Origin of the sequence: Solibacillus kalamii, from assembly GCF_002174535.1 — a bacterium.
Classification (GTDB): Bacteria; Bacillota; Bacilli; order Bacillales_A; family Planococcaceae; genus Solibacillus; species Solibacillus silvestris.
This window is the reverse complement of record NZ_NHNT01000011.1, coordinates 29,949-52,161: the sequence shown is the minus strand read 5'-3', so window position 1 is coordinate 52,161 and position 22,213 is coordinate 29,949. Positions and strand designations below refer to the sequence as shown.

At 37.8% G+C, this 22,213-nt stretch carries 22 protein-coding genes and 1 pseudogene; 19 read left to right on the top strand and 4 right to left on the bottom strand.

The genetic code is table 11. The annotated features are described in order from the left end of the window. Positions 1 to 161 precede the first annotated feature (161 nt). The 4 genes and pseudogenes from CBM15_RS14685 (at position 162) to zupT (ending at position 3,283) form a co-directional block, all read left to right on the top strand. Positions 162 to 1,199, top strand: a complete 1,038-nt coding sequence (locus tag CBM15_RS14685) for a siderophore ABC transporter substrate-binding protein (RefSeq protein ID WP_087618089.1) — start codon at positions 162 to 164, stop codon at positions 1,197 to 1,199. 64 nt (positions 1,200 to 1,263) lie between these two features. Further along, positions 1,264 to 1,597 (top strand): annotated as a pseudogene (locus tag CBM15_RS14680) (antibiotic biosynthesis monooxygenase family protein). A 124-nt stretch (positions 1,598 to 1,721) separates the two neighbouring features. Next, positions 1,722 to 2,315 (top strand): phosphatase PAP2 family protein, encoded by a 594-nt coding sequence (locus tag CBM15_RS14675; protein ID WP_087618088.1) that lies wholly within the window; start codon positions 1,722 to 1,724, stop codon positions 2,313 to 2,315. 146 nt (positions 2,316 to 2,461) lie between these two features. After that, the gene (gene zupT, locus CBM15_RS14670; protein WP_014822515.1) at positions 2,462 to 3,283 is read left to right on the top strand and encodes a zinc transporter ZupT; all 822 of its coding nucleotides are present in this window, start codon (positions 2,462 to 2,464) and stop codon (positions 3,281 to 3,283) included. 85 nt (positions 3,284 to 3,368) lie between these two features. Here the strand turns inward: zupT and CBM15_RS14665 are convergent, their stop codons facing one another. The 3 genes from CBM15_RS14665 to thrC form a co-directional block, all read right to left on the bottom strand. Further along, positions 3,369 to 4,016, bottom strand: a complete 648-nt coding sequence (locus tag CBM15_RS14665; RefSeq protein ID WP_008405832.1) for an NAD(P)-dependent oxidoreductase — start codon at positions 4,014 to 4,016, stop codon at positions 3,369 to 3,371. A gap of 168 nt (positions 4,017 to 4,184) precedes the next feature. Next, positions 4,185 to 5,084, bottom strand: coding sequence for a homoserine kinase (gene thrB / locus CBM15_RS14660; protein WP_087618087.1), 900 nt, complete (start codon positions 5,082 to 5,084; stop codon positions 4,185 to 4,187). Continuing rightward, positions 5,081 to 6,139, bottom strand: coding sequence for a threonine synthase (thrC, locus tag CBM15_RS14655; protein WP_087618086.1), 1,059 nt, complete (start codon positions 6,137 to 6,139; stop codon positions 5,081 to 5,083). Before thrC ends, thrB begins: the two co-directional genes overlap by 4 nt. A 209-nt stretch (positions 6,140 to 6,348) precedes the next feature. On the opposite strand from thrC, the gene CBM15_RS14650 reads away from it, so the two are divergent. The 3 genes from CBM15_RS14650 to CBM15_RS14640 all read left to right on the top strand — a co-directional run bounded on the left by CBM15_RS14650 (position 6,349) and on the right by CBM15_RS14640 (position 9,850). Beyond that, the gene (locus CBM15_RS14650; RefSeq protein ID WP_087618158.1) at positions 6,349 to 7,581 is read left to right on the top strand and encodes an MFS transporter; all 1,233 of its coding nucleotides are present in this window, start codon (positions 6,349 to 6,351) and stop codon (positions 7,579 to 7,581) included. A 352-nt stretch (positions 7,582 to 7,933) separates the two neighbouring features. Continuing rightward, entirely contained in the window at positions 7,934 to 8,791 is an 858-nt protein-coding gene (locus CBM15_RS14645) for a MurR/RpiR family transcriptional regulator (RefSeq protein WP_239534859.1), read from the top strand. A 132-nt stretch (positions 8,792 to 8,923) separates the two neighbouring features. Further along, entirely contained in the window at positions 8,924 to 9,850 is a 927-nt protein-coding gene (locus CBM15_RS14640) for a manganese-dependent inorganic pyrophosphatase (protein ID WP_087618085.1), read from the top strand. A 21-nt stretch (positions 9,851 to 9,871) separates the two neighbouring features. Here CBM15_RS14640 and CBM15_RS14635 read toward each other — a convergent pair whose 3' ends face one another. Then, complete coding sequence (locus tag CBM15_RS14635) at positions 9,872 to 11,248, bottom strand: FAD-dependent oxidoreductase (RefSeq protein WP_087618084.1); 1,377 nt, start codon at positions 11,246 to 11,248, stop codon at positions 9,872 to 9,874. Between the two features lie 160 nt (positions 11,249 to 11,408). Between CBM15_RS14635 and CBM15_RS14630 the strand changes: the two genes are divergently transcribed. The 12 genes from CBM15_RS14630 to CBM15_RS14575 all read left to right on the top strand — a co-directional run bounded on the left by CBM15_RS14630 (position 11,409) and on the right by CBM15_RS14575 (position 22,102). Beyond that, on the top strand, positions 11,409 to 12,113 hold the full coding sequence (locus tag CBM15_RS14630; protein ID WP_008405820.1) for a DsbA family oxidoreductase: 705 nt from the start codon (positions 11,409 to 11,411) through the stop codon (positions 12,111 to 12,113). A gap of 202 nt (positions 12,114 to 12,315) precedes the next feature. Beyond that, positions 12,316 to 12,954: an FMN-dependent NADH-azoreductase gene (locus CBM15_RS14625; protein WP_087618083.1), complete on the top strand. Its 639-nt coding sequence runs from the start codon at positions 12,316 to 12,318 to the stop codon at positions 12,952 to 12,954. 199 nt (positions 12,955 to 13,153) lie between these two features. After that, entirely contained in the window at positions 13,154 to 13,459 is a 306-nt protein-coding gene (locus CBM15_RS14620; RefSeq protein ID WP_008405817.1) for a winged helix-turn-helix transcriptional regulator, read from the top strand. Positions 13,460 to 13,544: 85 nt separating this feature from the next. Further along, positions 13,545 to 14,456 (top strand): UDP-N-acetylmuramate dehydrogenase, encoded by a 912-nt coding sequence (murB, locus tag CBM15_RS14615; protein ID WP_087618082.1) that lies wholly within the window; start codon positions 13,545 to 13,547, stop codon positions 14,454 to 14,456. 102 nt (positions 14,457 to 14,558) lie between these two features. Beyond that, positions 14,559 to 15,317, top strand: coding sequence for an exodeoxyribonuclease III (locus CBM15_RS14610; RefSeq protein WP_087618081.1), 759 nt, complete (start codon positions 14,559 to 14,561; stop codon positions 15,315 to 15,317). 74 nt (positions 15,318 to 15,391) lie between these two features. Next, positions 15,392 to 17,803: a penicillin acylase family protein gene (locus CBM15_RS14605; RefSeq protein ID WP_087618080.1), complete on the top strand. Its 2,412-nt coding sequence runs from the start codon at positions 15,392 to 15,394 to the stop codon at positions 17,801 to 17,803. Positions 17,804 to 18,056: 253 nt separating this feature from the next. Next, entirely contained in the window at positions 18,057 to 18,338 is a 282-nt protein-coding gene (locus tag CBM15_RS14600; protein ID WP_087618079.1) for a late competence development ComFB family protein, read from the top strand. Positions 18,339 to 18,632: 294 nt separating this feature from the next. Beyond that, positions 18,633 to 19,052, top strand: a complete 420-nt coding sequence (mntR, locus tag CBM15_RS14595; RefSeq protein ID WP_008405810.1) for a transcriptional regulator MntR — start codon at positions 18,633 to 18,635, stop codon at positions 19,050 to 19,052. Between the two features lie 26 nt (positions 19,053 to 19,078). After that, positions 19,079 to 19,936, top strand: a complete 858-nt coding sequence (locus CBM15_RS14590) for a CvfB family protein (protein WP_087618078.1) — start codon at positions 19,079 to 19,081, stop codon at positions 19,934 to 19,936. 119 nt (positions 19,937 to 20,055) lie between these two features. Next, on the top strand, positions 20,056 to 20,970 hold the full coding sequence (locus CBM15_RS14585; protein WP_087618077.1) for a DUF1002 domain-containing protein: 915 nt from the start codon (positions 20,056 to 20,058) through the stop codon (positions 20,968 to 20,970). Between the two features lie 96 nt (positions 20,971 to 21,066). Beyond that, entirely contained in the window at positions 21,067 to 21,348 is a 282-nt protein-coding gene (locus tag CBM15_RS14580; protein ID WP_008405806.1) for a GNAT family N-acetyltransferase, read from the top strand. A 346-nt stretch (positions 21,349 to 21,694) separates the two neighbouring features. Continuing rightward, on the top strand, positions 21,695 to 22,102 hold the full coding sequence (locus CBM15_RS14575; RefSeq protein ID WP_008405804.1) for a hypothetical protein: 408 nt from the start codon (positions 21,695 to 21,697) through the stop codon (positions 22,100 to 22,102). Positions 22,103 to 22,213 lie beyond the last annotated feature (111 nt).

Below are 22,213 nucleotides of genomic sequence, written 5' to 3'. Positions count from 1 at the left end.
AGCTTTGCTCGCTTATGCATTTATTTTGTAAATTTAATTGAGAATGAATATTAGTTTCAGAATATTCATTGACAACTATAGGCAGTTGATTTACACTAACGTTAGTTAATTGAAAACGATTATCACTCTCGCTTGAGAGTATTTTAGGAGGAAAAGTAACAATGAAAAAGTGGAAATTTTTAACGGCAGCAGCATTAACATTAATGTTAGCAGCTTGTGGTTCAGACGAAGAAACATCTACAAAAGATGAAGCGAACGAACCAGCTAAAACAGAAGAAACAACTTCATCTACGGAAGCTCCAGCTTTCCCAATGACAGTATCTCCATTATCAGCGGGTAGTGAAACAGAAGACGGTAAATCCCTTACTTTTGAAGATGTAACATTTGAAGAAATGCCAAAAAACATCGTAGTATTTGACTACGGTTTCTTAGATACACTTGATGCATTAGGTGTTGAAGGTATCGTTGGTATCGCTGCTAACGGCGGTAAAGGTAACTTCCCTGAGCATTTAAAAGAAAAATATTTAAATGATTCAATTACTGATGTTGGTTCTTTAAAACAAATCGACTTCGAAAAAGTAGCAGCTGCTAACCCGGATGCAATCTTCATCTCAGGTCGTCAAGGTTCTTTCTATGAAGAATTAAAAGAAATTACACCAAACGTAGTATTCATCGGTTCTGATAACTCAAACTATGTTGAAGGTGTATACGAATCAGTTGACTTAGCTGCTGAAATCTTCGGAAAACAAGAAAAAGCTGAAGAGTTAAAAGCTGCATTACAAGAAAAAGTTGACGCTGTAAAAGAAAAAGCAGCTGGCTATGAAAATGCATTAGTAGCAATGTACAACGACAAAAAAATCTCTGGTTTCGACAACGGTGAAGATTCTCGTTTCGCATACGTATACAATGACTTTGGTTTCAAACCATCAACAACTGACATCAAAGCTTCATCACACGGTTCTGACTTCTCGTATGAGTCAATTCTTTCTGTAGACCCAGAAGTATTATTAATCATCGACCGTACAGCATCTGATGTAGAAACAATCAAAGCTGACATCGAAAACGATATCATCAAACAAACGCGTGCTTACAAAGAAGGCAAAATCGTTTACCTTGATGGCGTAAACTGGTACTTCTCTTCTAACGGTGTAACAACTGAAGCAGAAAAATTAGATGAAATCTTAAACGAATTAAAATAATATAATTAAAGATGGCATGTCTCTCAAGTAGAGGCATGCCTTTTTAAAAGAGAGGGGAATTAAAATGTTCGTACAAATTCGCAAATGGATCGTAACAGAAGGCAACTCGCTTAAAATTATCGAGCGCTTTAGCAAAAAACCTGGTCAAGGTCCCTCGATGCTTGAACAACGTGAAGGATTTATTGGCCGTGAACTGCTTGTAAAAAATGTGCGAACGTGGTGAAGAGGAAGTTGTAATGATTATTCGTTGGGAATCGGAGGATGCATGGAAAGCCTGGGAGAAGAGCCCGGAGCATATTGCGGGCCACAAAGCGAAAATCAAAGAGCATAGCGGTAAACCACCTAAACCGGATTTCGTTATTTCAATGGAGCACGGAAATTACACAGTTGTAGAATAATGAATGTTTAAGAGGGAATCTACTTTGCAGAGTTTTTTAGCGAAGTGGATTTTTATTTTTTGTATACTACATTACATATAATAATAGTGAAGTAACAGTTCGTATAAGGAAAGTAGGTTATCGTTTGAAAAAGAAAGTTTCGATTTTTGCATTCGTTACATTGCTGGTGTTTATTATTATTGCACTGAATTTTGATACACCAAGCTTCGAGGCATTTGATATGAAAATCCGTTCTTTATTATTTGGTAATAGTTTCATTATTTTATTTCACTATTTAGGAGAAATAAAGTTTGTCATAGTTGCAACCGTTATTATCTTGCTGTATTTGGCAATCTTTAAAAAAGATTTTCGCGGTGTGCTCTTTGTGCTTCTTGCAGTTGGGGTTGGAAATGGGGTGAATCAGCTTTTAAAGCGTATTTTTTCACGACCGCGTCCGGAAATTGAAGATCAGCTTACTTCATTTAGCTTTCCTTCAGGACATGCGCAAATTAGTGTAATGTTCTTTTTAACGCTCGCATATTTGATTTCGAAATGGCTGAAAAATAAAAGTTGGAAATTTATTACATACAGCGTAATGCTAGTCCTTATTTTTTTCATAGGTTTATCACGAATAGCGGAAGGTCGCCACTATGCAACGGATGTTTTAGCAGGGTGGAGTATCGGGTATACTTGGTTTGTCCTATGCGTATTATGGTATGAGTCAAAAAAGCATAAATAGTCGTATTGGGATTCCTGATGAATAGGAATCCCTTTTTTAGTATTTGATTTGGTTACCCGCACAAGATGTTTCCCGCTTAAAAAAAGTTGCACATAGGAAACATTGTGCGTATAATATGAGAAAAGATTATAAAGAAGGAGAATTGTATGGATGAGAATGTATTATTAGCGTTAGGCTTAACATTATTTGCAGGGCTTGCTACTGGTATTGGCAGCTTGATTGCATTTTTTACAACACGCACAAATAAAAGGTTTCTTTCAGTTGCATTAGGCTTTTCAGCAGGTGTTATGATTTATGTATCACTTGTAGAGATTTTTGTAAAAGCGAAAGACGCTTTAGTTAACGTTCATGGGGAGACAGTAGGATATTGGTACACTATCATCGGCTTTTTCGGGGGGATGCTTTTAATTGCCTTAATCGACCGGTTTATTCCAAAGGGGAGAAACCCGCATGAAGTAAAGTCTGTAGAAGATGTACAAAAGGCTCAATTAATCGGAAATGAAGATGTAGAGGCAGACCGGTTAATGAAAATGGGTTTATTTACAGCGTTGGCAATCGCGATTCATAACTTCCCGGAAGGTATTGCGACATTTATGGCGGTACTGCAAGACCCGAATGTCGGAGTAGCGATAGCAATTGCTGTAGCCATTCATAATATTCCGGAAGGTATTGCGGTAGCTATTCCTATCTTTTATGCAACAGGGAAGCGTATGAAGGCATTTAAATGGTCGTTCGCCTCTGGTTTATCAGAGCCGCTCGGTGCGTTTATTGCCTACTTAGTACTAATGCAATTTATGACAGATACATTGTTCGGTATTGTTTTTGCTGGTGTTGCAGGTATTATGGTATTTATTTCGATTGATGAGCTGTTGCCGGCTGCTAAAAAATATGATGAAGCCCATTCTTCAATTTATGGATTAATAGCAGGTATGGCAGTTATGGCGATCAGTTTAGTGATGTTAACTTAATTTCTCCACAAAAAAAGCCAGCATCTCCTTTTGGGAGCATGCTGGTTTTTTATCGTGTCGAGGCCAAAAGCTTCGGCGCTTTTTATTAAGATGCTGCTGTTACATTTTCAGATGCAACAGTAAATGTTGTATTTGGGTATTCATTTTTTTCAATTTCATCGAGCAATGCGACAGCAAAATCAGCATAACTGATATAACTGTTAAATTGCGAGTTTACTAAAATTTTCTCTTCACCCTTAATATAGTGGCCGGTACGCGGTCCATCCGAATCGAACATTGCCGATGGAATGGCAAAGGACCAGTGGATTGAAGAGCTTTCCAAATCACGCAGATTCTGCAATTGAGCCTTTGCTGCGACAGCAAGGTCTTCCGGATAATCTTCGAGATCCATAAGGCGGACTGTTTTTTCGCGATCAACAAAGAGGCAGCCTGAACTCCCGATTACGAACAACTTCTTCTCTGTTCCTTCTAGTAAGGAAATTAAATGTTCACCAGCATCAACATGTAAATGTTCTTCCCCTGGTAGTGGAGCAAAAGCATTAATTAAAATATCGAAAGGAGCGATTTGTTCCTCTGTTAAATTAAACAGGTCGCTTTCAATGATGTTAATATTTTCTTCTTGAACTGTTGCCCTATTTTTTACAATCGCTGTCACATCAAAGTTTCTCATTATTGCTTCTCTTAAAATATGAGTTCCTGCCTTACCAGCAGCCCCAATAACTGCAATTTTCATAAACATTACCCCTTTCTAACAGTAGATTTATTAATATACCCAAATTTAAGGGTAATTATGCATAAAATACAAAATTGTATAGAAAAAACAAATAAATGTACGTTATTCGGATGTGGAAATAACGTACATTAAATACCCTTATAAAGAGCCTCATCTATAATTTTATTATTAATAAGCTGTGACAGTGGAGCCGGATGGTGAAGCAGTTGTCACTACGACTTGGTGTTCAGGAAACTGTTGTTGCATTGATGAGGTAAACTGTTCGGATAAAGCAAGCGGGATCATCGAGATTAATGTTGGTCCGGCACCACTTAAAGCAGTTCCATACGCTCCAGCCTTTTTTGCAGCTTCGCGAATTTCATTATATTCGGGAATGAGGTTTGCACGGAAAGGCTCATGGAAAAGATCTGCTTCCATATAACGTCCAATCCGCTCATAATCCTTTGCAATAAGGGAAGCGGCCAGCATATTCGCATTGGCACTTGCACGCACTGCATAGCTTCGTTTTAAATGCTCCGGTAAAACACCGCGTGATGCTGCTGTTTTGAGTTCGATATTCGGAATAAATACAACGAATGCCGCATCTATCTCCTGAATATGTAGTGTGTCGACAATTCCGGCTTCATCCATTGAAGAAATCGTCAATCCTCCCAATACCGAAGCGGTAGCATTATCAGGATGGCCTTCAATTTGAGATGAAATGTTCAGCTTATCCTGTTGCGATAATTTCAAACCCCCTAAAATATCGGCTAATTCAATAGCTCCTACAATTGCTGCCGCACTGCTGCCGATACCACGAGCAAGGGGAAGCTCACTAGTCATCTCAATTTTACATGGAGGCAGCGTCGCATTATATTGCTTTGCTACCTGCTGTGCGATTGTATAAATTAAATGTGTGTCGACTGTCGTATCAGAAGGCACATTGTCACCAATATGAGTAAATTCCCACTCGTCTTGTAATGTGACATCCAATGTTAAATAGAGTGATAGTCCAAGGCCAATGGAATCAAATCCAGGGCCTAAATTTGCTGTACTGCCAGGAACTTTGATTTGCCACTTTGTACTCATAGACTAAATACGCCCTCGATATAATTACGGATTTCCTGCTCGTCATTTTGTAGAGAAACAAGGTCAACAGTCGAAACATTCATCGCTGTATCCGGGTCTTTTAAGCCGTTTCCAGTAAAGATTGTAACAACACGACTGCCTGCAGCAATTTTACCGGCTTTTACTGACTTAATGACACCAGCTAATGAAGCAGCTGAACCCGGCTCAACAAAGATCCCTTCTTTGTTGGCAATTAGTTTATAAGCTTCTAAAATTTCTTCATCTGTTACAGCTTCAATTAGACCGCCTGACTCATCACGAGCTGTTTCAGCGAACTTCCAGCTTGCTGGATTTCCGATACGAATCGCTGTTGCTACTGTTTCCGGATCTGCAATGGGAGCACCCTGCACGATTGCAGCGGCACCTTCTGCTTCAAAACCATACATTTTAGGAAGACCGCTTTGTTTTGCTTCATTATATTCTTTAAAGCCTTTCCAGTAAGCTGTAATATTCCCTGCGTTACCTACAGGAATACATAAGTAGTCAGGTGCTTGGCCAAGTTGGTCGACAATTTCAAACGCAGCTGTTTTTTGACCTTCAATACGATATGGGTTTACAGAGTTTACAAGTGCGATTGGAGTATTTTCTCCAATTTTGCGAACAATATTTAAAGCATCATCAAAGTTACCGTCAATTTCAATAATCTTTGCACCGTACATGCATGCTTGTGCCAATTTTCCGAGTGCTACTTTGCCTTTTGGAATGACAACGATAGACTGAATGCCTGCACGTGCCGCATATGCCGCTGCAGCAGCGGATGTATTGCCTGTAGATGCACAAATGACAACTTTAGAACCTTCTTCAATTGCTTTTGCAACAGCAAATACCATACCACGGTCTTTAAAAGATCCGGTTGGGTTAGCGCCTTCGATTTTTCCGTATAACTCAATTCCGAGCTCTTTTGATAAATTTACTAACGGGATTAGTGGTGTATTTCCTTCATTTAGTGATAAAGCAGGTGTATTTTCAGTAACAGGTAGGTACTGTTTATATTCTTCGATAAGACCTTTCCACATAGATAATAAACTCCTTCTGTTCTCGCTAGGTGAACATTTGTTTTTGTATACAAGACATTTTATACCTATGTGTTTCTTATTTCAATAGGAATTGCTAAATTGTCGGAACAATTTGTTAAGTAAAAAAAATGTTGTCACTTTTAAGAAAGAAATGTATTATAATAATGTTGTTAAGTCAGGTGTAAAGACACATGGAAGGTGGAAAAGTAATGTCAGTGGGAACAAATGAACAAAAGCCCTTATCACGTAATAAACTTCTACGTATAGCAGGGGTTGGATGGATGTTCGATGCAATGGATGTTGGAATACTATCTTTTATTATTGCAGCACTTGCGGTTGACTGGGGATTGAATAGTAGTCAAATGGGTTGGATTGCAAGTGTAAACTCCATCGGTATGGCAGTAGGTGCGGTATTATTTGGTGTACTTGCAGATAAAGTTGGACGTAAACAAATTTTTATGTGGACATTAATAATTTTCTCCGTTGCGAGTGGATTATCCGCTTTTACGACAACGTTGACGCTCTTTTTAATATTACGTTTCTTTGTTGGAATGGGGCTTGGCGGGGAATTACCGGTTGCTTCGACACTTGTATCTGAAAGCGTAAAAGCTGAAGAACGCGGAAGAGTTGTTGTTTTACTTGAAAGTTTTTGGGCTGGAGGCTGGCTAATTGCTGCGCTTATTGCCTATTTCGTTATACCGGCTGAATTTTGGCCACTAGAAGGCTGGCGAGTTGCATTATTAATTACGGCAATTCCTGCACTTTATGCAATTTATATAAGAATGAAATTACCGGACTCTCCACAGTTCAGGGTAAAAGAGGAATCGAAAAAACGTTCAGTATTTCAAAATATCGCAACATTATGGGAGAAAAAATATGCACGTTCTACACTAATGCTTTGGGTTTTATGGTTTGCAGTTGTATTTTCTTACTACGGCATGTTTTTATGGTTACCAAGTGTAATGGTTGGCAAAGGATTTGATTTAATATCAAGTTTTAAATATGTATTAATCATGACGTTAGCACAATTACCAGGTTATTTTACAGCTGCTTGGTTCATCGAAAAGTTTGGGCGGAAATTTGTATTAGTTACATATTTATTAGGTACTGCAGCAAGTGCCTTTGTATTCGGTGGTGCAGAAACGATCGAAACATTATTAATTTCGGGTATGTTGCTTTCATTCTTTAACTTGGGAGCATGGGGTGCCTTATATGCGTATACACCTGAGCAATATCCGGCAATCGTACGTGGAACGGGAGCGGGTATGGCGGCAGCAATAGGTCGAGTTGGAGGTATTTTCGGCCCATTATTAGTAGGAACATTGCTGACAAAAGGTTATGATATTAGCTTTATTTTTGCTATTTTCTGTGTGGCCATTGTTATTGGTGTGTTAGCGGTTATTTTTTTAGGGAAAGAAACGAAGCAAACAGAATTAGAATAGTCATATGCCAAATGACAATCCATAGAGCGTATTATAATGAATAGGGACCTGTGCTATTAAAAGAGCGCAGGTTCCTTTTTATATTAGTAATCTGTAAAAAAATACCTAATAGATGAATAAGCTTAACAGGATTTTAATAATAGTTCATTTATAAACTATAAAATCTTACAAAAGTATGTCAATTTCATACTCGGAATTTTATATTCTTTAGTATGCTAAAGTTTTTTCAGAAAACTCGTTGAATTCTATTATTATTCATGATAATGTATTTTTTATTATTAAGAATTTAGTGCACGTAAAGTTACATGAATGAGTGACATAGTATTTTATTGAAAAAATAGAGGAAAGGGAGATGGAGAATTTGACTATTTGTGAAAATATTAAAAAGAAGTATATTCGCCTTTCTAAGGGGCAGCGAAAAGTTGCTCAGTTTGTTATGGATAATCCGAATATTGTGTGGACCAATACTGCCTCCGAAGTAGGAAGATTAGCGGATGTAAGTGAATCGACTGTAATAAGGTTCTGCTATTCAATGGATTTAGCAGGTTTTAGTGAGCTCCAAGACAAACTGAAGGAATATTTAATGGAAAAAGGTGAAGCAAGCGAAGTTAAACAAGCGCTGCCTGTAAAGAAAATCCGAAATCACATTGGGGCAGACATTGTAAAAAAAGATATCGCCAACATTTCAAAAACTTTCAATCAACTAAAAGAGCAGGATATTGAAGAAGTTGTGCAATTATTACATACAGCAAAAAAAATCCACTTTTTAGGTTTCAGACAATCGACACCAGTTGCATTTTGGATGTACAGCAATGTCAATAGATTACGAGACCAAGTTCATTTTATACCCCATGAGGCCGACAAGATTGCACAACAGGTTGCATATATGGATGAAGATTCATTGCTTTTCATTATATCGCTTGATGAGGAATATGAAGATATAACGACAATAGTAGAAATTGCTAAAAGGAAAAATGTAAAAATCGCCGAAATCCGCAACAAAGAGCTTACATCTCAAGAGGAACCGGCTAACCCCGTACTTATCGTTCCTAATTCAAAAGAAGACGGCATCACTTGTACAATTGCTATTTTCTCTCTTTTACATATATTAGTGGAATCGATGGTGGATCAAAATCCGCAACAATATGAGCAGTATACTAAAAAAACAAAAAGCACGTTGAATATGTCGAATTTGATAGCAATCAGCTAAACTGTAAGGGCTAAACCATAGCCCTTACAGTTTTACTTTTTGCTAAGTAATGTTAGCAAATCTTCTGTTTTTCACTTTATGAACGTTATGTTAAAATGAAGAGCGAAAAGCATTTAAATAGGAGGCTCACTCATGAGTAAAACATTAGTTTTCGGACATAAAAATCCAGATACAGATACAATTACTTCAGCAATTGTTTATGCATACTTAAAACAACAATTAGGTGTGGATGCAGAAGCAGTTCGTCTTGGAGAATTAAATAATGAAACAAAGTATGCACTGGAAAAATTCAACTTTGAAGCACCACGTCTAATTGCGAACGTAAAAGACGAAGCGGCACAAGTAATTTTAGTGGACCACAATGAGTTCCAGCAATCGGCAGATGGAATCGAAGACGTACAAATCACGGAAGTAATCGATCATCACCGTATTGCGAACTTTACAACAGCTGATCCGCTCTATTTCCGTGCGGAGCCTGTAGGTTGTACAGCGACAATTTTAAATAAATTATTTAAAGAAAATAATGTGGAAATTCCGGCTAATATTGCGGGTTTAATGCTTTCTGCAATTATTTCAGATACATTATTATTCAAATCACCGACATGCACAGAGCAAGATGTAAAAGCTGGTGAAGAATTGGCAGCCATTGCAAATGCTGATACTGCACAATATGGTTTAGCTATGCTAAAAGCAGGTGCGGACCTTTCAGATAAGTCATTGGAAGATTTATTGTCATTGGATGCAAAAGGCTTTGAATTTGGTGAATATAAAGCGACGGTTGCCCAAGTAAATGCAGTGGATATTGAAGACGTTCTTGGTCGCCAAGAAGAGCTTGAAAACTTGTTGAACAAAAATATTGCAGATAACGGCCTTGATTTATTCTTCTTTGTCGTAACAGATATTTTAAACAATGATTCAACAGCAGTAGCAGCTGGACAAGTTGCCGAAGAAGCAGCGAAAGCGTTTGGTGCAACAATTGTTAATGGTCGCATCAGCTTACCAGGCGTTGTATCACGTAAAAAACAAATCGTTCCAGTTTTAACTGAAAACTTAAAATAAAAAATAAATCCGGTAACTCATTTAAGAGTTACCGGATTTTTTCATTTTTAACGGATAGACGGCAGGGCCTTCAATAACTTCGCCTTTTGCATTATAGCGTGATCCATGACATGGACAATCCCATGTATCATCTGCAACATTCCATCTTGTTTTACAGCCGAGGTGTGTACACTTAGGCGCATCTGGTCTGTCAATATAGCCTTTTACAAGCTCTTTTCCGATCATCCCGCCCGTTTGCAGCATGAAGTAAAATGTTTTCCCGAAATTCGAACGATTCGGTGAGAATAAAGCGGCTGCCGGGTTTGCGATTCTTTTAATAAGATCTGTAAGCAAAGTTCCTGCAACAAGTGAAGAAGAAAGCCCCCATTTATTGAAGCCTGTTGCAATGTACAAACTGTCATCACTCGGAGATAGCTGGCCGATATAAGGAACTTGGTCTGCAGTCATAACATCCTGTGCACTCCAGCCGTATTCATATGGCGGAAGCTCAAAATCAGTTGTTAGTTCATGCTGCAATGTTTCATAAAACGGGTCTGTATCACTTGTCGAGCCAGCAGTATGCGATTGTCCACCATAGATAAAGTAAGGCTGATTATCGATAAGCGCCGTTCTGATTGTACGACTTTGAGCATCGACGCTTAAATATTGGCCTTCTAACAGCTGTGAGTATTTTGTTGCTGTTAAATAAGACCGTTTGATTTGCAGCTTCATCGAATAAAGCTGACGAATTGATTCTATTGGATAATGGGTACATAAAATCAGCTTTTTATAATGAACGGTACTGTCATTGCTTGTATGAAGGCAATTTTTGGACATTTCTAATTTAGTGACTCGCGTATTTAAATAAAGTTGTGCGCCATGTTTTCTTGCTAATTGAACATACGTATCTGTGAACTCGACAGGATTGATCTGACCTTCATTTTTGATACCGAGCGCAAGTTCTACAGGAACCGAAAGTTCGATGTCCTTTGTTGCAACAAAGGGAATGCCAATTTTTTTATAGCTTTCCGCCTCGTTTAAAAGCTGCTCCTTTCCTTGAGGAGTAGCTGTATAAACATACGAAGTAGCTCGGGTAAAGCTGGTGCTACTTTCGGAAACAGCTTGTTCAATAGCCTGTTTATTCGCCTCGTAGTAAATTTTCCCGTCTTCTTCATTAAGTTTTGAGTAAATGAGGTTATGCTGGACTGTCAATTTTCCTGTAGAATAGCCAGTTGTTCCTTGTGCAAACTGGGGCATTGCTTCGATTAGCACTACACTAAGCCCCTCTTTAGCCAGAGAATATGCTGTATAAATACCGCTAATACCCCCTCCGATTATACATATATCGCAGTTAATCGATTCTTGAAGTGTTGGAGCAGAAAAATCTGAATGTGTTGGAAGCCATAGAGATTGTTTCAAAATATCACCTTTTTATTTTTTAGCATTGGATATTTGGCATTGATTTATTCAGTTATGCTACAAATTAAAGTCATTAACAACTAGTGGGGAGTAGAGAGTTTTAAACATTGTACTTTTGAATAATTGCTCGCTACAATACAAGACAAGGAGAGTGATTAGCATGAAAATCGAAGTATGGTCTGATTATGTATGTCCTTTTTGCTATATCGGCAAAAAACAGTTAGAAATCGCATTAGATGAACTTGGGTATGGAGATGCGATTGAAGTAGCATATAAAAGCTATTTATTGGATCCTTCCACACCAGTTGATACAACAAGCTCTGTATATGAAGAATTGTCACGAAAATACCAGATTTCATTAGATGAAGTGAAGAAGATGACAGCAAATGTTACAGCACGTGCCAAAGAAGTAGGGCTTGAGTACAATTTCGATGAAATGAAAAGTGCCAACACTGTAAAAGCGCACCGTTTAGCGAAATGGGCTGAAACAGAAGGGAAAGAAAAAGAGTTCACCGAGCGTGTGTTAAAAGCCTACTTTTTAGAAGGTGAAGCAATCGGGCAAACGGATGTGTTACTGACATTAGCAGAAGAAGTCGGGTTATCGGCAGAAAAAGCACGACAAGTGATCGAGAGCAATGAGTATTTGGAGCAAGTTGAGCAAGATATTGCGGTTGCTCAAAATCTTGGTGTACGCGGCGTACCTTTCTTTGTTATTGATAATAAGTACGGTATTTCAGGTGCACAGCCACAGGAAGTGTTTGAGCAAACAATCGAAAAGGCAGCACAGGAAATGGGTTTACGTAAGCCTTTAAAAATGCAAGGTGTAGACGGGGCTGCGTGCACCGATGATTCTTGTGATATTTAATAGCAATAAAACGAGTGAATTTACCTGGATTCGTATTTTTATATAAAACCGAAATGGGAATTCAGACTAAAGTATGAGAACAATCTAATTGATTTTTTTAGGTTGTTCTTTTATTATATAAAAGTACCTCGAATTTGAGATAATTTAAAACAAGATAAAATTGCAAAAATAAATAATATTAAAAATATTAGGGAGAATGAAAATGACAAACGTATTAGTAGTAAAAGCAAATAACCGCCCAGATGGCGTATCAACAAAAATGTATGAAACATTCATTGCTGAAGTAGCGAATAATGAAGGTTTAAACGTAACAACTTTTGACGTATTTGAAGAGAATATGCCATATTTCGGTCAAGAATTATTCAACGCTTTCGGTAAAGCACAAGCAGGCGAAGAATTATCAGCAATCCAAGAAGGTTCTTTAGCTGCTTTCAATAAGTCTCGTGAAGCATTAACAGCTGCTGATGTAGTAGTATTTGCATTCCCATTATGGAACTTAACAATCCCAGCTGCATTACAATCATTCATTGATTACACATACGGTGCTGGATATTCATTTAAATATAACGAACAAGGTCAATTAGTAAGCTTAATGACGGACAAAAAATATATTGTATTAAATGCACGTGGCGGTATTTACTCAACACCACAAGCATCTGCATCAGAAATGTCGGTAAACTATATTAATGCAGTTATTGGTGGCGTATATGGCATGGAAAAAATCGATGAAGTTATTATCGAAGGTCATGCTTCAAATCCAGCGGGCGCTGAACAAATTATTGCTGACGGTTTAGAAAAAGTAAAAGCTGCAGCGCAAAATTTAGTAAAAGTAACAGCTTAATTTTATTTTTCATATAGTAAAGAAGGGTTGCTCACAAAGTAGTGAGCTCCCTTCTTTTTTATGTCATTGAGCAGTTGCAATTATTTAAAATTAACCTGGCAGTAAGCTACTTACTTTTCGTAATTGATGAGAAGTGGTAATATAATAAGTAGCAGTTAAATAAATTTAGATTTAGAGTAGTGAATATGAGGTGAAGAAAATGAAAGAATCAGCGCTATGTCCGCGTCTATCGAAAGCAATGGAGCTTGTTGGGAAACGCTGGACAGCTTTAATTATTTATCAATTGTTGGAAGGACCTCAACGTTTCAATGCGATCGAAGCAGCATTGCCGATTAGTGGACGCTTATTGTCGGAGCGTTTAAAGGAACTCGAAAAAGAAGGAATTGTTGAACGTAAAGTATACTCAGAAGTACCGGTTCGTGTTGAGTATAATTTAACAGATAAAGGGCTTTCCCTTGAACAAACTGTTAGAGAAATTGAGATCTGGGCGAAAACTTGGTTATAAATCATGCTGTTTTACTTGTAAAAAGCGTTATAAAAACAGATACTTAAAAAGTACGTCAGCTTTACAAGAAAGGAAAATGTTTTTTATGACAATTCAACAGTGGGAAAATGATTTATTACAATGGATTCCTTCAACTAATATAAAAATAAATGAAACACTAAAAAAATATACGATGACAAAACTTGGCGGTAAGGCGGATATTTTAGTGCTGCCGAATACAGAAGCGCAAGCAGCAGCTGTCGTTAAGTATGCGTATGAAAATAATGTACCGCTACTCATGCTGGGGAACGGGTCTAATATGGTCGTTCGTGATGGTGGTGTCCGTGGAATCGTCCTGCATTTTGCCTTATTGGATGAAATTCGCATTGAAGGTAATACGGTTTATGCGCAAAGTGGTGCATTGATTAAAGAAGTGTCAAAACAAGTTGCAGCTAAAAGTTTAACTGGGTTTGAATTTGCATGCGGTATTCCAGGTTCGATCGGAGGAGCAATGGCGATGAATGCCGGCGCTTACGGTGGTGAGGTTAAAGATATCGTCACATCTTGTAGAGTACTAACACCGGAAGGAAAGATTCTTGAGCTGAACAACGAACAACTGGAGCTTTCTTACCGTAAAAGTATTATTGCAAAAAAAGGATATCTCGTACTGTCAGCTACGTTCCAATTAGCGCAAGGCGATCAACAGCAAATCGATGAAAAAATTGCTGATTTAACATACCAGCGTGAATCGAAGCAACCCCTCGAATATCCTTCAGCAGGCAGTGTATTTAAACGTCCACCAGGTTATTTTGCAGGTAAGCTCATTCAGGATAGTGAATTGCAAGGTAAGGGTGTTGGTGGGGCAGAAGTTTCTACAAAGCATGCAGGGTTTATTGTCAATAAAAACAATGCTACGGCAAAAGACTATATCGATACAATTCAAATGGTACAGCGTGTCGTAAAAGAGAAGTTCGATATCGATTTGGAAATGGAAGTAAAAATCGTCGGTGAAGACTAATCTTGAAAGATAAAGTGAAACTTCAACTCGTGCTAATTTAGCGCGAGTTCTCTTTTTTTTAATGGGTAATTTAATATATGTTACATAAAAGGAGTAAGAAAGATGAAATTTATTTCGTGGAATGTGAATGGGATACGTGCATGTGTAAATAAAGGATTTTTGGATTATTTTCGGGAAATGGATGCAGACTTTTTCTGTTTACAAGAAACAAAATGCCAGGTAGGACAAATTGATCTCCAACTAGAAGGATACTATCAATATTGGCATTCAGCAGTGAAAAAAGGCTACTCCGGTACAGCGGTATTTACGAAACACGAGCCGTTAGCTGTCTACTACGGCATTGAAAACGAAATTGCGGCAGATGAAGGTCGAATCCTTACATTGGAGTATGAAAATTTTTATTTAGTGAATGCATATACACCGAATGCAAAAAGAGATTTAACTCGTTTAGAGGAACGGCTGCTTTGGGAAGACCGGATGAGAATATATTTAAAGGAACTTGATGCGAAAAAGCCCGTCATTTATTGTGGAGATTTAAATGTTGCACATAGTGAACTGGATATTAAAAATGTGAAATCCAATATCGGTAATTCCGGATTTACATATGAAGAGCGCGGAAAGATGACAGACTTACTCGCAAGTGGGTTTACAGATACGTTTCGTCATTTCCATCCGGATGTAACCGACCACTTTACATGGTGGAGTTACATGGCGAAAGTACGTGAGCGAAATATCGGCTGGCGCATCGACTACTTTATTATCTCTGACCAACTAGTTGAAAAAGTAGAGGAAGCATCTATACATTCAGAAATTTTAGGTAGCGATCATTGCCCTATCGTATTAAAATTAAAAACGGTGTAAGATGAATAGACTAATAGAAATAGAACTTTTACAGCATATTGCTTTGTAAAAAACGAAAAAAAGAGGTGGAATTTATGGCGCAACAGTCGAAAAAGTCAAAAGGACGCAAATTTATTAACATTGTCATTTGGGCAGTTGGGATTTTAATTATTGTAGGTGGTGCAGCGGTAGCAGGATTGCACTTATACGTATCAAATTCTAAACCTGTCATTGAAGGTGAGCTTGCTGTCTCCATTTTAGATGAGGATGTAGAAGTTACGAGAGATGGTGTAGGAGTACCGCACATTGTTGCCAAGTCTGATGCGGATCTTTACCGTGCACAAGGCTATGTACAGGCGCAGGATCGTTTATTCCAAATGGATTTAGCGCGCCGCCAAGCAAGTGGTACATTAGCTGAAGTCGTAGGTGAATCTGCAGTAAATACAGATAAGTTTTTCAGGACATTTAGTTTACGTCATGCTGCGGAACAATCATGGGATGATTATGATGCCCAGTCAAAACAAATTCTGGAGTGGTATGCGGAAGGTGTAAATGCTTTTATCGATGAAGTAAAAGATACAAGCAAACTTTCATATGAATTCAAACTACTTGGGTATAAACCTGAAGCATGGACACCGATTGATTCATTGACAATCGGAAAATATATGGCATATGACTTAGGTGGAAACTGGAATCAGCAAGTATTCCGTTCATGGGCAATGCAAAACTATACACAAGAGCAAGCTGAAGAGTTATTTGTAGAGTACCCAGAAAACGCCCAATCAATTATTGAAGCGAATTTAAATCTGGAAACAGATATTGCAAGTGCTATTCCAACAGATTATTTACCATCAGAACATAACGGCAGTAATAACTGGGTAGTAAGTGGCGAGCTGACAAAATCAGGAAAGCCATTGCTTGCAGATGATCCGCATCTAGGATTAAGCACACCGTCTGTATGGTATCAAATGCATTTGCAATCACCAGAACAAAATGTAAGTGGTGTAATTTTTGCAGGGATTCCTGGAATTATTCTTGGGCATAACGAACAAATTGCATGGGGCGTAACGAATGTGAACCCAGATGTGCAAGATATATATATTGAAACACCCAACCCGGAAAACCCGTATCAATTTGAATATGACGGCGAATGGGAAGAGGCAACTGTTCGACAAGAGCCAATCAAAGTAAAAGACGGTGAAACGGTGGACTTTGAAGTTGTGGAAACACGCCATGGTCCAATTATTTCTAACATTATGCTTAAAGATACAAAGATGAAAGAGCAGTTCTCTATGCAGTGGACAGCATTACAATCAACACAGGAACTAAAAGCAGTATTAGGTTTCAATAAAGCGACAGATTGGGAAGAGTTTGAAGTTGCGTTAGAGGACTTTAAAGCACCGGCGCAAAACTTTGTGTTTGCTTCAACTGATGGAACAATTGCATACAAAGCAAATGGTCTAGTACCAATCCGTAAACAAGGTACAGGTGCATTGCCAGTGCCAGGTAACTCTTCGGAATACGGTTGGGAAAGCTATATCCCGTTTGATGAGCTGCCAACTGTTATTAATCCGGAAGAAGGGTTTATTGCAACAGCGAATAATCAAGTTGTAGGCGAGGAATACCCTTACCATATTTCGAATCTTTGGGCACAGCCTTATCGATATGAGCGAATCGTAGAGATGATTAAAACACCGATGTATGATGAGGAAACAGGTGAATTATTAAAGCTGTCTGTTGCAGAAATGAAAGGGATGCAAATGGATAAAAAGAATTTGCATGCCCAAGAATTTTTACCAGGCTTACTTGAAACGATCAAAGCTCAAGATAAAGATGGCAAATACAAGAATGTCATAACACTTCTGGAAGAGTGGGAGTATTACGATGATAAAGACCAAGGTGCACCACTTATTTACCATTTCTTAATTGAAAATATGGAAAAGGCATTATTCGAGGATGCAATGCCTGAAGATGTTTATAAATTAATGCCAGCCAAATCGCAAATTACCGACCAGATGCTGCGTGATGCATATGCGGGTAATCCGGGTGTCTGGATTACAGAAGAAGGCGGACTGGATAAATTCGTTTACACTGCATTCGAGGATGCAGTTACAAAAATTAAAGGTAAATTTGGGACGTCGGTTTCAAAATGGAAATGGGGCAGCTATAATCAGCTCACATTCGATCATCCATTAGCAAGCGCATCCGACTTTTTAGCGGACTATGTCAACCCTGAAAAACTACCGGTTGGCGGTTCTAGTGTTACCGTACAAGCAGCTTCTGAAGATGGCAGCGGGAATGTAAATCACGGGGCATCATGGCGCTTTGTAGCTGACTTGGATAATTTAAAATCAGCATATCATATTGTTGGTCCAGGACAGAGCGGACATGTGAAGTCTAAATGGTATGACAACCAAACGTCAAACTGGGTTTACGGCCGTTATCATAAAACAAAAATCAATGGCGATATCGACCATGGTTACGAGTTAATTTTAAAAGCTGAATAGAAGTTTGAATGGATCCTCCCTTTTTCAAAAGGGAGGATTTTTTAATGTTTAAAAGTTGCTTTGAATTTTATACGTTAATAAAAGGAGAAAAGTAGTGCAGTATTGATATTGGAATGAGTTAAAATATAGAGTTGAAAAATATAAAATGAAAGTAAAATAGTCACATATGCTAATAAAAATGTTTGAGTTATATTACTTCGCGTTATATGATTAAAGAAGACAATCTAGTTATATAAATGAGGCGAAAGATACAATGTCAGGTATTAAATTAATAAATGTAACAGAGGAAATTGTAAAAGGGCTTGTTAGTTTTCTGCTGCATGGCGTTGAATATCAAACATTTTGCCATTGTGAACAATGTGAGATGGATGTGAATGCAATTGTTTTAAATGTATTGCCTGCTCGTTATGTTACATCAGATGAGACGAGAGATGCTGTATTTAAACAAATGAGCACCCCGGAATATCTTGAGGAAATTAACAAACAAATTATCCGTGCACTTCACATCGTAAAACAATATCCTAAGCATCCATAAGAAATGATTTCAATGCGTTCATTATGTATATAAGCAGTCATGATCAAGTTTTGTAAAGATAAAATGAAGAGGTTATTCAATTAGGGGCATACTAATTGCAATAGCCTTTTTCTTTTAACCCATTTTTGTGTCACGATTTTCCGCAATAGATGACTAATCCGCTTCCTATGTAACTGGAACCAAACTGTTATGCAGCCAAGCCGATGTATATTTAGGTGTTTACTGTTTTCAGTTAACTTTTTACGTGAAATTGTAGTAAACTGAAAGGAGCAATTGGAAAGAGAGGGAACAGCTATGCCAACACCTAGCATGGAGGACCACATTGAACAAATTTATCTACTAATTGAACATAAAGGGTATGCGCGTGTGTCCGATATTGCGGAAGCTTTATCTGTTCTACCTTCCTCCGTTACAAAAATGGTGCAGAAATTAGATAAAGACGGCTATTTGATATATGAAAAATATAGAGGCTTAACATTAACGCCAAAAGGGCAAAAGTTAGGAAAGAGACTTGTTCAGCGACATGATTTGCTGGAACAATTTTTGCGTTTAATAGGGGTCGATGAAGAACGTATATATGAAGACGTTGAAGGTATTGAACATCACTTAAGCTGGAATTCCATTGATCGCATTGCTGATCTTGTGCAGCTTTTAGAAGAAGAGCCTCAAATTACAAAGAAGCTGGAAGAAATGAAATCAAATCATAGTATGTAATGATTGACAAGAAAAAGGAGAATATGATGAATCAGTTAATAAAATCAGGACAAGTAGTGGAATTAACGGTATTGGAAGAACAAGGGTCACGCTATATTTTAACAAATGGTGATTTGGAAATTCCTTTAAATGCATCAGATGTAGCAGAAACAATTGCGATCGGCGATGTTTTAAAAGTATTCCTTTATACAGATCGCCGAGGAGACCTTCAGGCAACGACGGCTATTCCTCATATTACAGAAGCGGATTACGGTTGGGCGCGTGTGTTGAAAGTGACAAAAGAAGGTGCTTTTTGTGATATTGGTACGTCACGTGAAGTACTGGTGCGTGCCGAAGATTTACCGGCTATTGAAGAAGTATGGCCAGAGTCAGGAGATCATTTGTATATTACATTACGTACAGATCGCAACGGTGATTTATTCGGTCGTCTAATTACTGAAGAAAAAGTTAATGACATGTATGAAGGCGCAGCGGAAGACATGTTCAACAGAAACATTACTGCTCGACCATACCGTCTATTACCGGTAGGTTCATTTTTATTAGGCGTTGATAACCCTTATCGTATTTTCGTACACGAATCTGAAATGAAGGCTGAGCCTCGTTTAGGACAAGAAGTGCAGGTGCGTATTATTGATGTGAAGGAAGATGGCTCGTTAAACGGATCATTTTTACCTCGAAAGCATGAGCGTTTAGGAGAAGATGCGGAAAAAATCTTTGCATATTTGGAAAGTGTCGGCGGAAAGATGCCGTTTGGTGATAAGTCAACACCAGAGGAAATTTCTGAAATGTTCAAGATGAGTAAAGGTTCGTTTAAGCGTGCACTAGGTACTTTAATGAAAGCGCGCAAAATTACGCAAAAAGACGGCTGGACAGAAATCGTTTAGATACAACTATAAGTAAAAGGGGAAATGTATATGAAACCTTTTACTTTTTTTATTCGTATTAATTAAAGAATGTATAGTAAAATTGGACAACATATACATTCGTAAAGGGGGATTTATAAATGAAACAAAAATGGATGGCTGTTATTGCTGCATTTGTGCTACTGATTTCTTTTGTTTTACCAATGTCTGCTTCTGCGGCCGCTACAGAACAAAAGAATCCAATCAATGAAAAGCTCGGTGTACCAATCGTTGTTTATGGAGGTAATTTATCTGCTGATGAAAAAGAAACAGTGAAAATAGCATTGCGAGTAGATAAAGAGACAGAAATAGATGAAATTACGATTACAGGACAGGATTTAGCAAAATATATAAAAGATAGTAACCCAAGTTCACGCATGTTTTCATCAGCTAAAATTACACGCCAAGATGCAGGCGAGGGACTTACAATTAGTATCGTAACACCAGATAATATTACACAAGTAACATCGGAAATGTATGCAAGTGCCATGTTAACGGCAGGTATTGAAGATGCGATTGTGGAAATTGCAGCACCAAAACCAGTAACAGGTCACTCTGCATTAGTCGGTATATATAAAGCATATGAAGTAAAAACAGGTGAGACATTAGATATTGAACGTACAGATGTCGCAAATGACGAATTATCCGTTGCTACATCACTTGCTGAATCGGCAGGGGTTTCAGATGAACAAGTAGCGGAACTATTAACGGAAATTAAAAAAGCAATTGCAGAAAATAAACCGGCAACAAAAGAAGAAGTTCAGCAAATTGTTGAAGAACAGCTGAATAAACTGCAAATCAATTTGAGTGAAGCAGACCGTCAGCTTTTAGTTGATTTAATGGACCGAATTAGTAATCTGAATATCGACTTCAGTAAATTATCTTCACAGTTATCGGATTTAACGGCAAAGTTCGATGAGAAGTTCGGTGCAATACTGGAGGATGAAGGATTTTGGCAAAGCGTCAAAAATTTCTTCAATAATCTAATCGATACAATTTCATCCTGGTTCAAATAAAATACTTTTTAATGAAGGCACTCTTTAACGGGTGCTTTTATTTTTAATGAAAATTCAAATTATGGTATATTGTGAAGTACAAAAGGAGGGAGAAATATGGAATTTATTTATAAAGACAAAGGGAACAACTATGGTGCTCTGGAATATGAGTTGAATGGTCAGCGTGTTGCTGAGATTACTTGGGTTTTACGTGATGGTGTCATGAATATGGACCATACGTATGTATCGGATGTACTGCGCGGTCAAGGGGTAGCCAAAAAGCTTTTAGATGCCGCTGCGGACTACGCACGAGAAAACAATTACAAAATGAATGCCATTTGCTCATATGTCGTTTCTTCATTCCAAAAAAGCGACGCGTATGACGATGTAAAAGTATAGCAATATAAAAAAACACGATTTTCATTTCTTTTGAAAATCGTGTTTTTATTATGGAATTATAACTTTATTTAGAATTACGATCATGGTTGTTCAAAACCCTACAAATAATGAAATCATAGCAGTGATAACGCCTGAGACACCGAGAAGTGCAAAAATTTCCGTACCTTTATATGTAATTTCTTTGTTTTGAAACATATTGAACACTCCTTTTATTTTATTTATATATATTTATCCAATTCAGGTATTTTTTAATCCTATAACAGCAAATGTTTTAAAAGAATTTCGAAGGGTATATTAATTTATATGAAAAGTGAAATTAAAATTCGAATTGGGAGGTAATATTATTATGGCTAAATTAAAAGGTAAAGGCGTTGTAGTTGCTGGATTATTAGCAGGTGCTGCTTCATTTTTAAGTAAAAAGGAAAACCGTGATAAAGCAATGGATTATTTAAACAAAGCAAAAGGGAAAGTGAATGAAAGCGGTGGAGTGCAAGGTCTAATGCAGAAAGTTCAAGACAAATCGGCTGGTTATAGTAATGAAAACGCGCATCCATCATCAACAGGAGATTTAGATACAAATATGGCTAAATCGGCTTCTGTCGGAAAAGAAGACTACAAAGAAGAATCACTGGAAGATGTTGCAGTGACAGCAGGAGAGATTGCAGACCATACGCTAGAAGGTAACCAAATGGTCGAAGAGGGCGCTCAAACAACAACAAATTATTACAATCATGAACAGGACAAACGAGCATAAGCGAACAGCTGAACTATATAAAAACAAGGTGGGCGGGAAAGTAGCCTCCTTTTTTTATGATGTGGAGGTTTAATCATGTTTAAACCAAAACGATAAAAAGGGTTTGTCCTG

What these genes read in the sequence shown, in the direction of transcription:
- thrC (WP_087618086.1), bottom strand. Translation starts at nt 6,139, where the DNA reads ATGTGGAAAGGTCTTATCGAAGAATATAAACAGTACCTACCTGTTACT.
- CBM15_RS14620 (WP_008405817.1), top strand. Translation starts at nt 13,154, where the DNA reads ATGAAAGAATCAGCGCTATGTCCGCGTCTATCGAAAGCAATGGAGCTT.
- CBM15_RS14610 (WP_087618081.1), top strand. Translation starts at nt 14,559, where the DNA reads ATGAAATTTATTTCGTGGAATGTGAATGGGATACGTGCATGTGTAAAT.
- CBM15_RS14590 (WP_087618078.1), top strand. Translation starts at nt 19,079, where the DNA reads ATGAATCAGTTAATAAAATCAGGACAAGTAGTGGAATTAACGGTATTG.
- murB (WP_087618082.1), top strand. Translation starts at nt 13,545, where the DNA reads ATGACAATTCAACAGTGGGAAAATGATTTATTACAATGGATTCCTTCA.
- zupT (WP_014822515.1), top strand. Translation starts at nt 2,462, where the DNA reads ATGGATGAGAATGTATTATTAGCGTTAGGCTTAACATTATTTGCAGGG.
- CBM15_RS14580 (WP_008405806.1), top strand. Translation starts at nt 21,067, where the DNA reads ATGGAATTTATTTATAAAGACAAAGGGAACAACTATGGTGCTCTGGAA.
- CBM15_RS14645 (WP_239534859.1), top strand. Translation starts at nt 7,934, where the DNA reads ATGGAGAATTTGACTATTTGTGAAAATATTAAAAAGAAGTATATTCGC.
- CBM15_RS14630 (WP_008405820.1), top strand. Translation starts at nt 11,409, where the DNA reads ATGAAAATCGAAGTATGGTCTGATTATGTATGTCCTTTTTGCTATATC.
- CBM15_RS14575 (WP_008405804.1), top strand. Translation starts at nt 21,695, where the DNA reads ATGGCTAAATTAAAAGGTAAAGGCGTTGTAGTTGCTGGATTATTAGCA.
- CBM15_RS14625 (WP_087618083.1), top strand. Translation starts at nt 12,316, where the DNA reads ATGACAAACGTATTAGTAGTAAAAGCAAATAACCGCCCAGATGGCGTA.
- CBM15_RS14600 (WP_087618079.1), top strand. Translation starts at nt 18,057, where the DNA reads ATGTCAGGTATTAAATTAATAAATGTAACAGAGGAAATTGTAAAAGGG.
- CBM15_RS14640 (WP_087618085.1), top strand. Translation starts at nt 8,924, where the DNA reads ATGAGTAAAACATTAGTTTTCGGACATAAAAATCCAGATACAGATACA.
- CBM15_RS14585 (WP_087618077.1), top strand. Translation starts at nt 20,056, where the DNA reads ATGAAACAAAAATGGATGGCTGTTATTGCTGCATTTGTGCTACTGATT.
- CBM15_RS14665 (WP_008405832.1), bottom strand. Translation starts at nt 4,016, where the DNA reads ATGAAAATTGCAGTTATTGGGGCTGCTGGTAAGGCAGGAACTCATATT.
- thrB (WP_087618087.1), bottom strand. Translation starts at nt 5,084, where the DNA reads ATGAGTACAAAGTGGCAAATCAAAGTTCCTGGCAGTACAGCAAATTTA.
- CBM15_RS14650 (WP_087618158.1), top strand. Translation starts at nt 6,349, where the DNA reads ATGTCAGTGGGAACAAATGAACAAAAGCCCTTATCACGTAATAAACTT.
- mntR (WP_008405810.1), top strand. Translation starts at nt 18,633, where the DNA reads ATGCCAACACCTAGCATGGAGGACCACATTGAACAAATTTATCTACTA.
- CBM15_RS14685 (WP_087618089.1), top strand. Translation starts at nt 162, where the DNA reads ATGAAAAAGTGGAAATTTTTAACGGCAGCAGCATTAACATTAATGTTA.
- CBM15_RS14605 (WP_087618080.1), top strand. Translation starts at nt 15,392, where the DNA reads ATGGCGCAACAGTCGAAAAAGTCAAAAGGACGCAAATTTATTAACATT.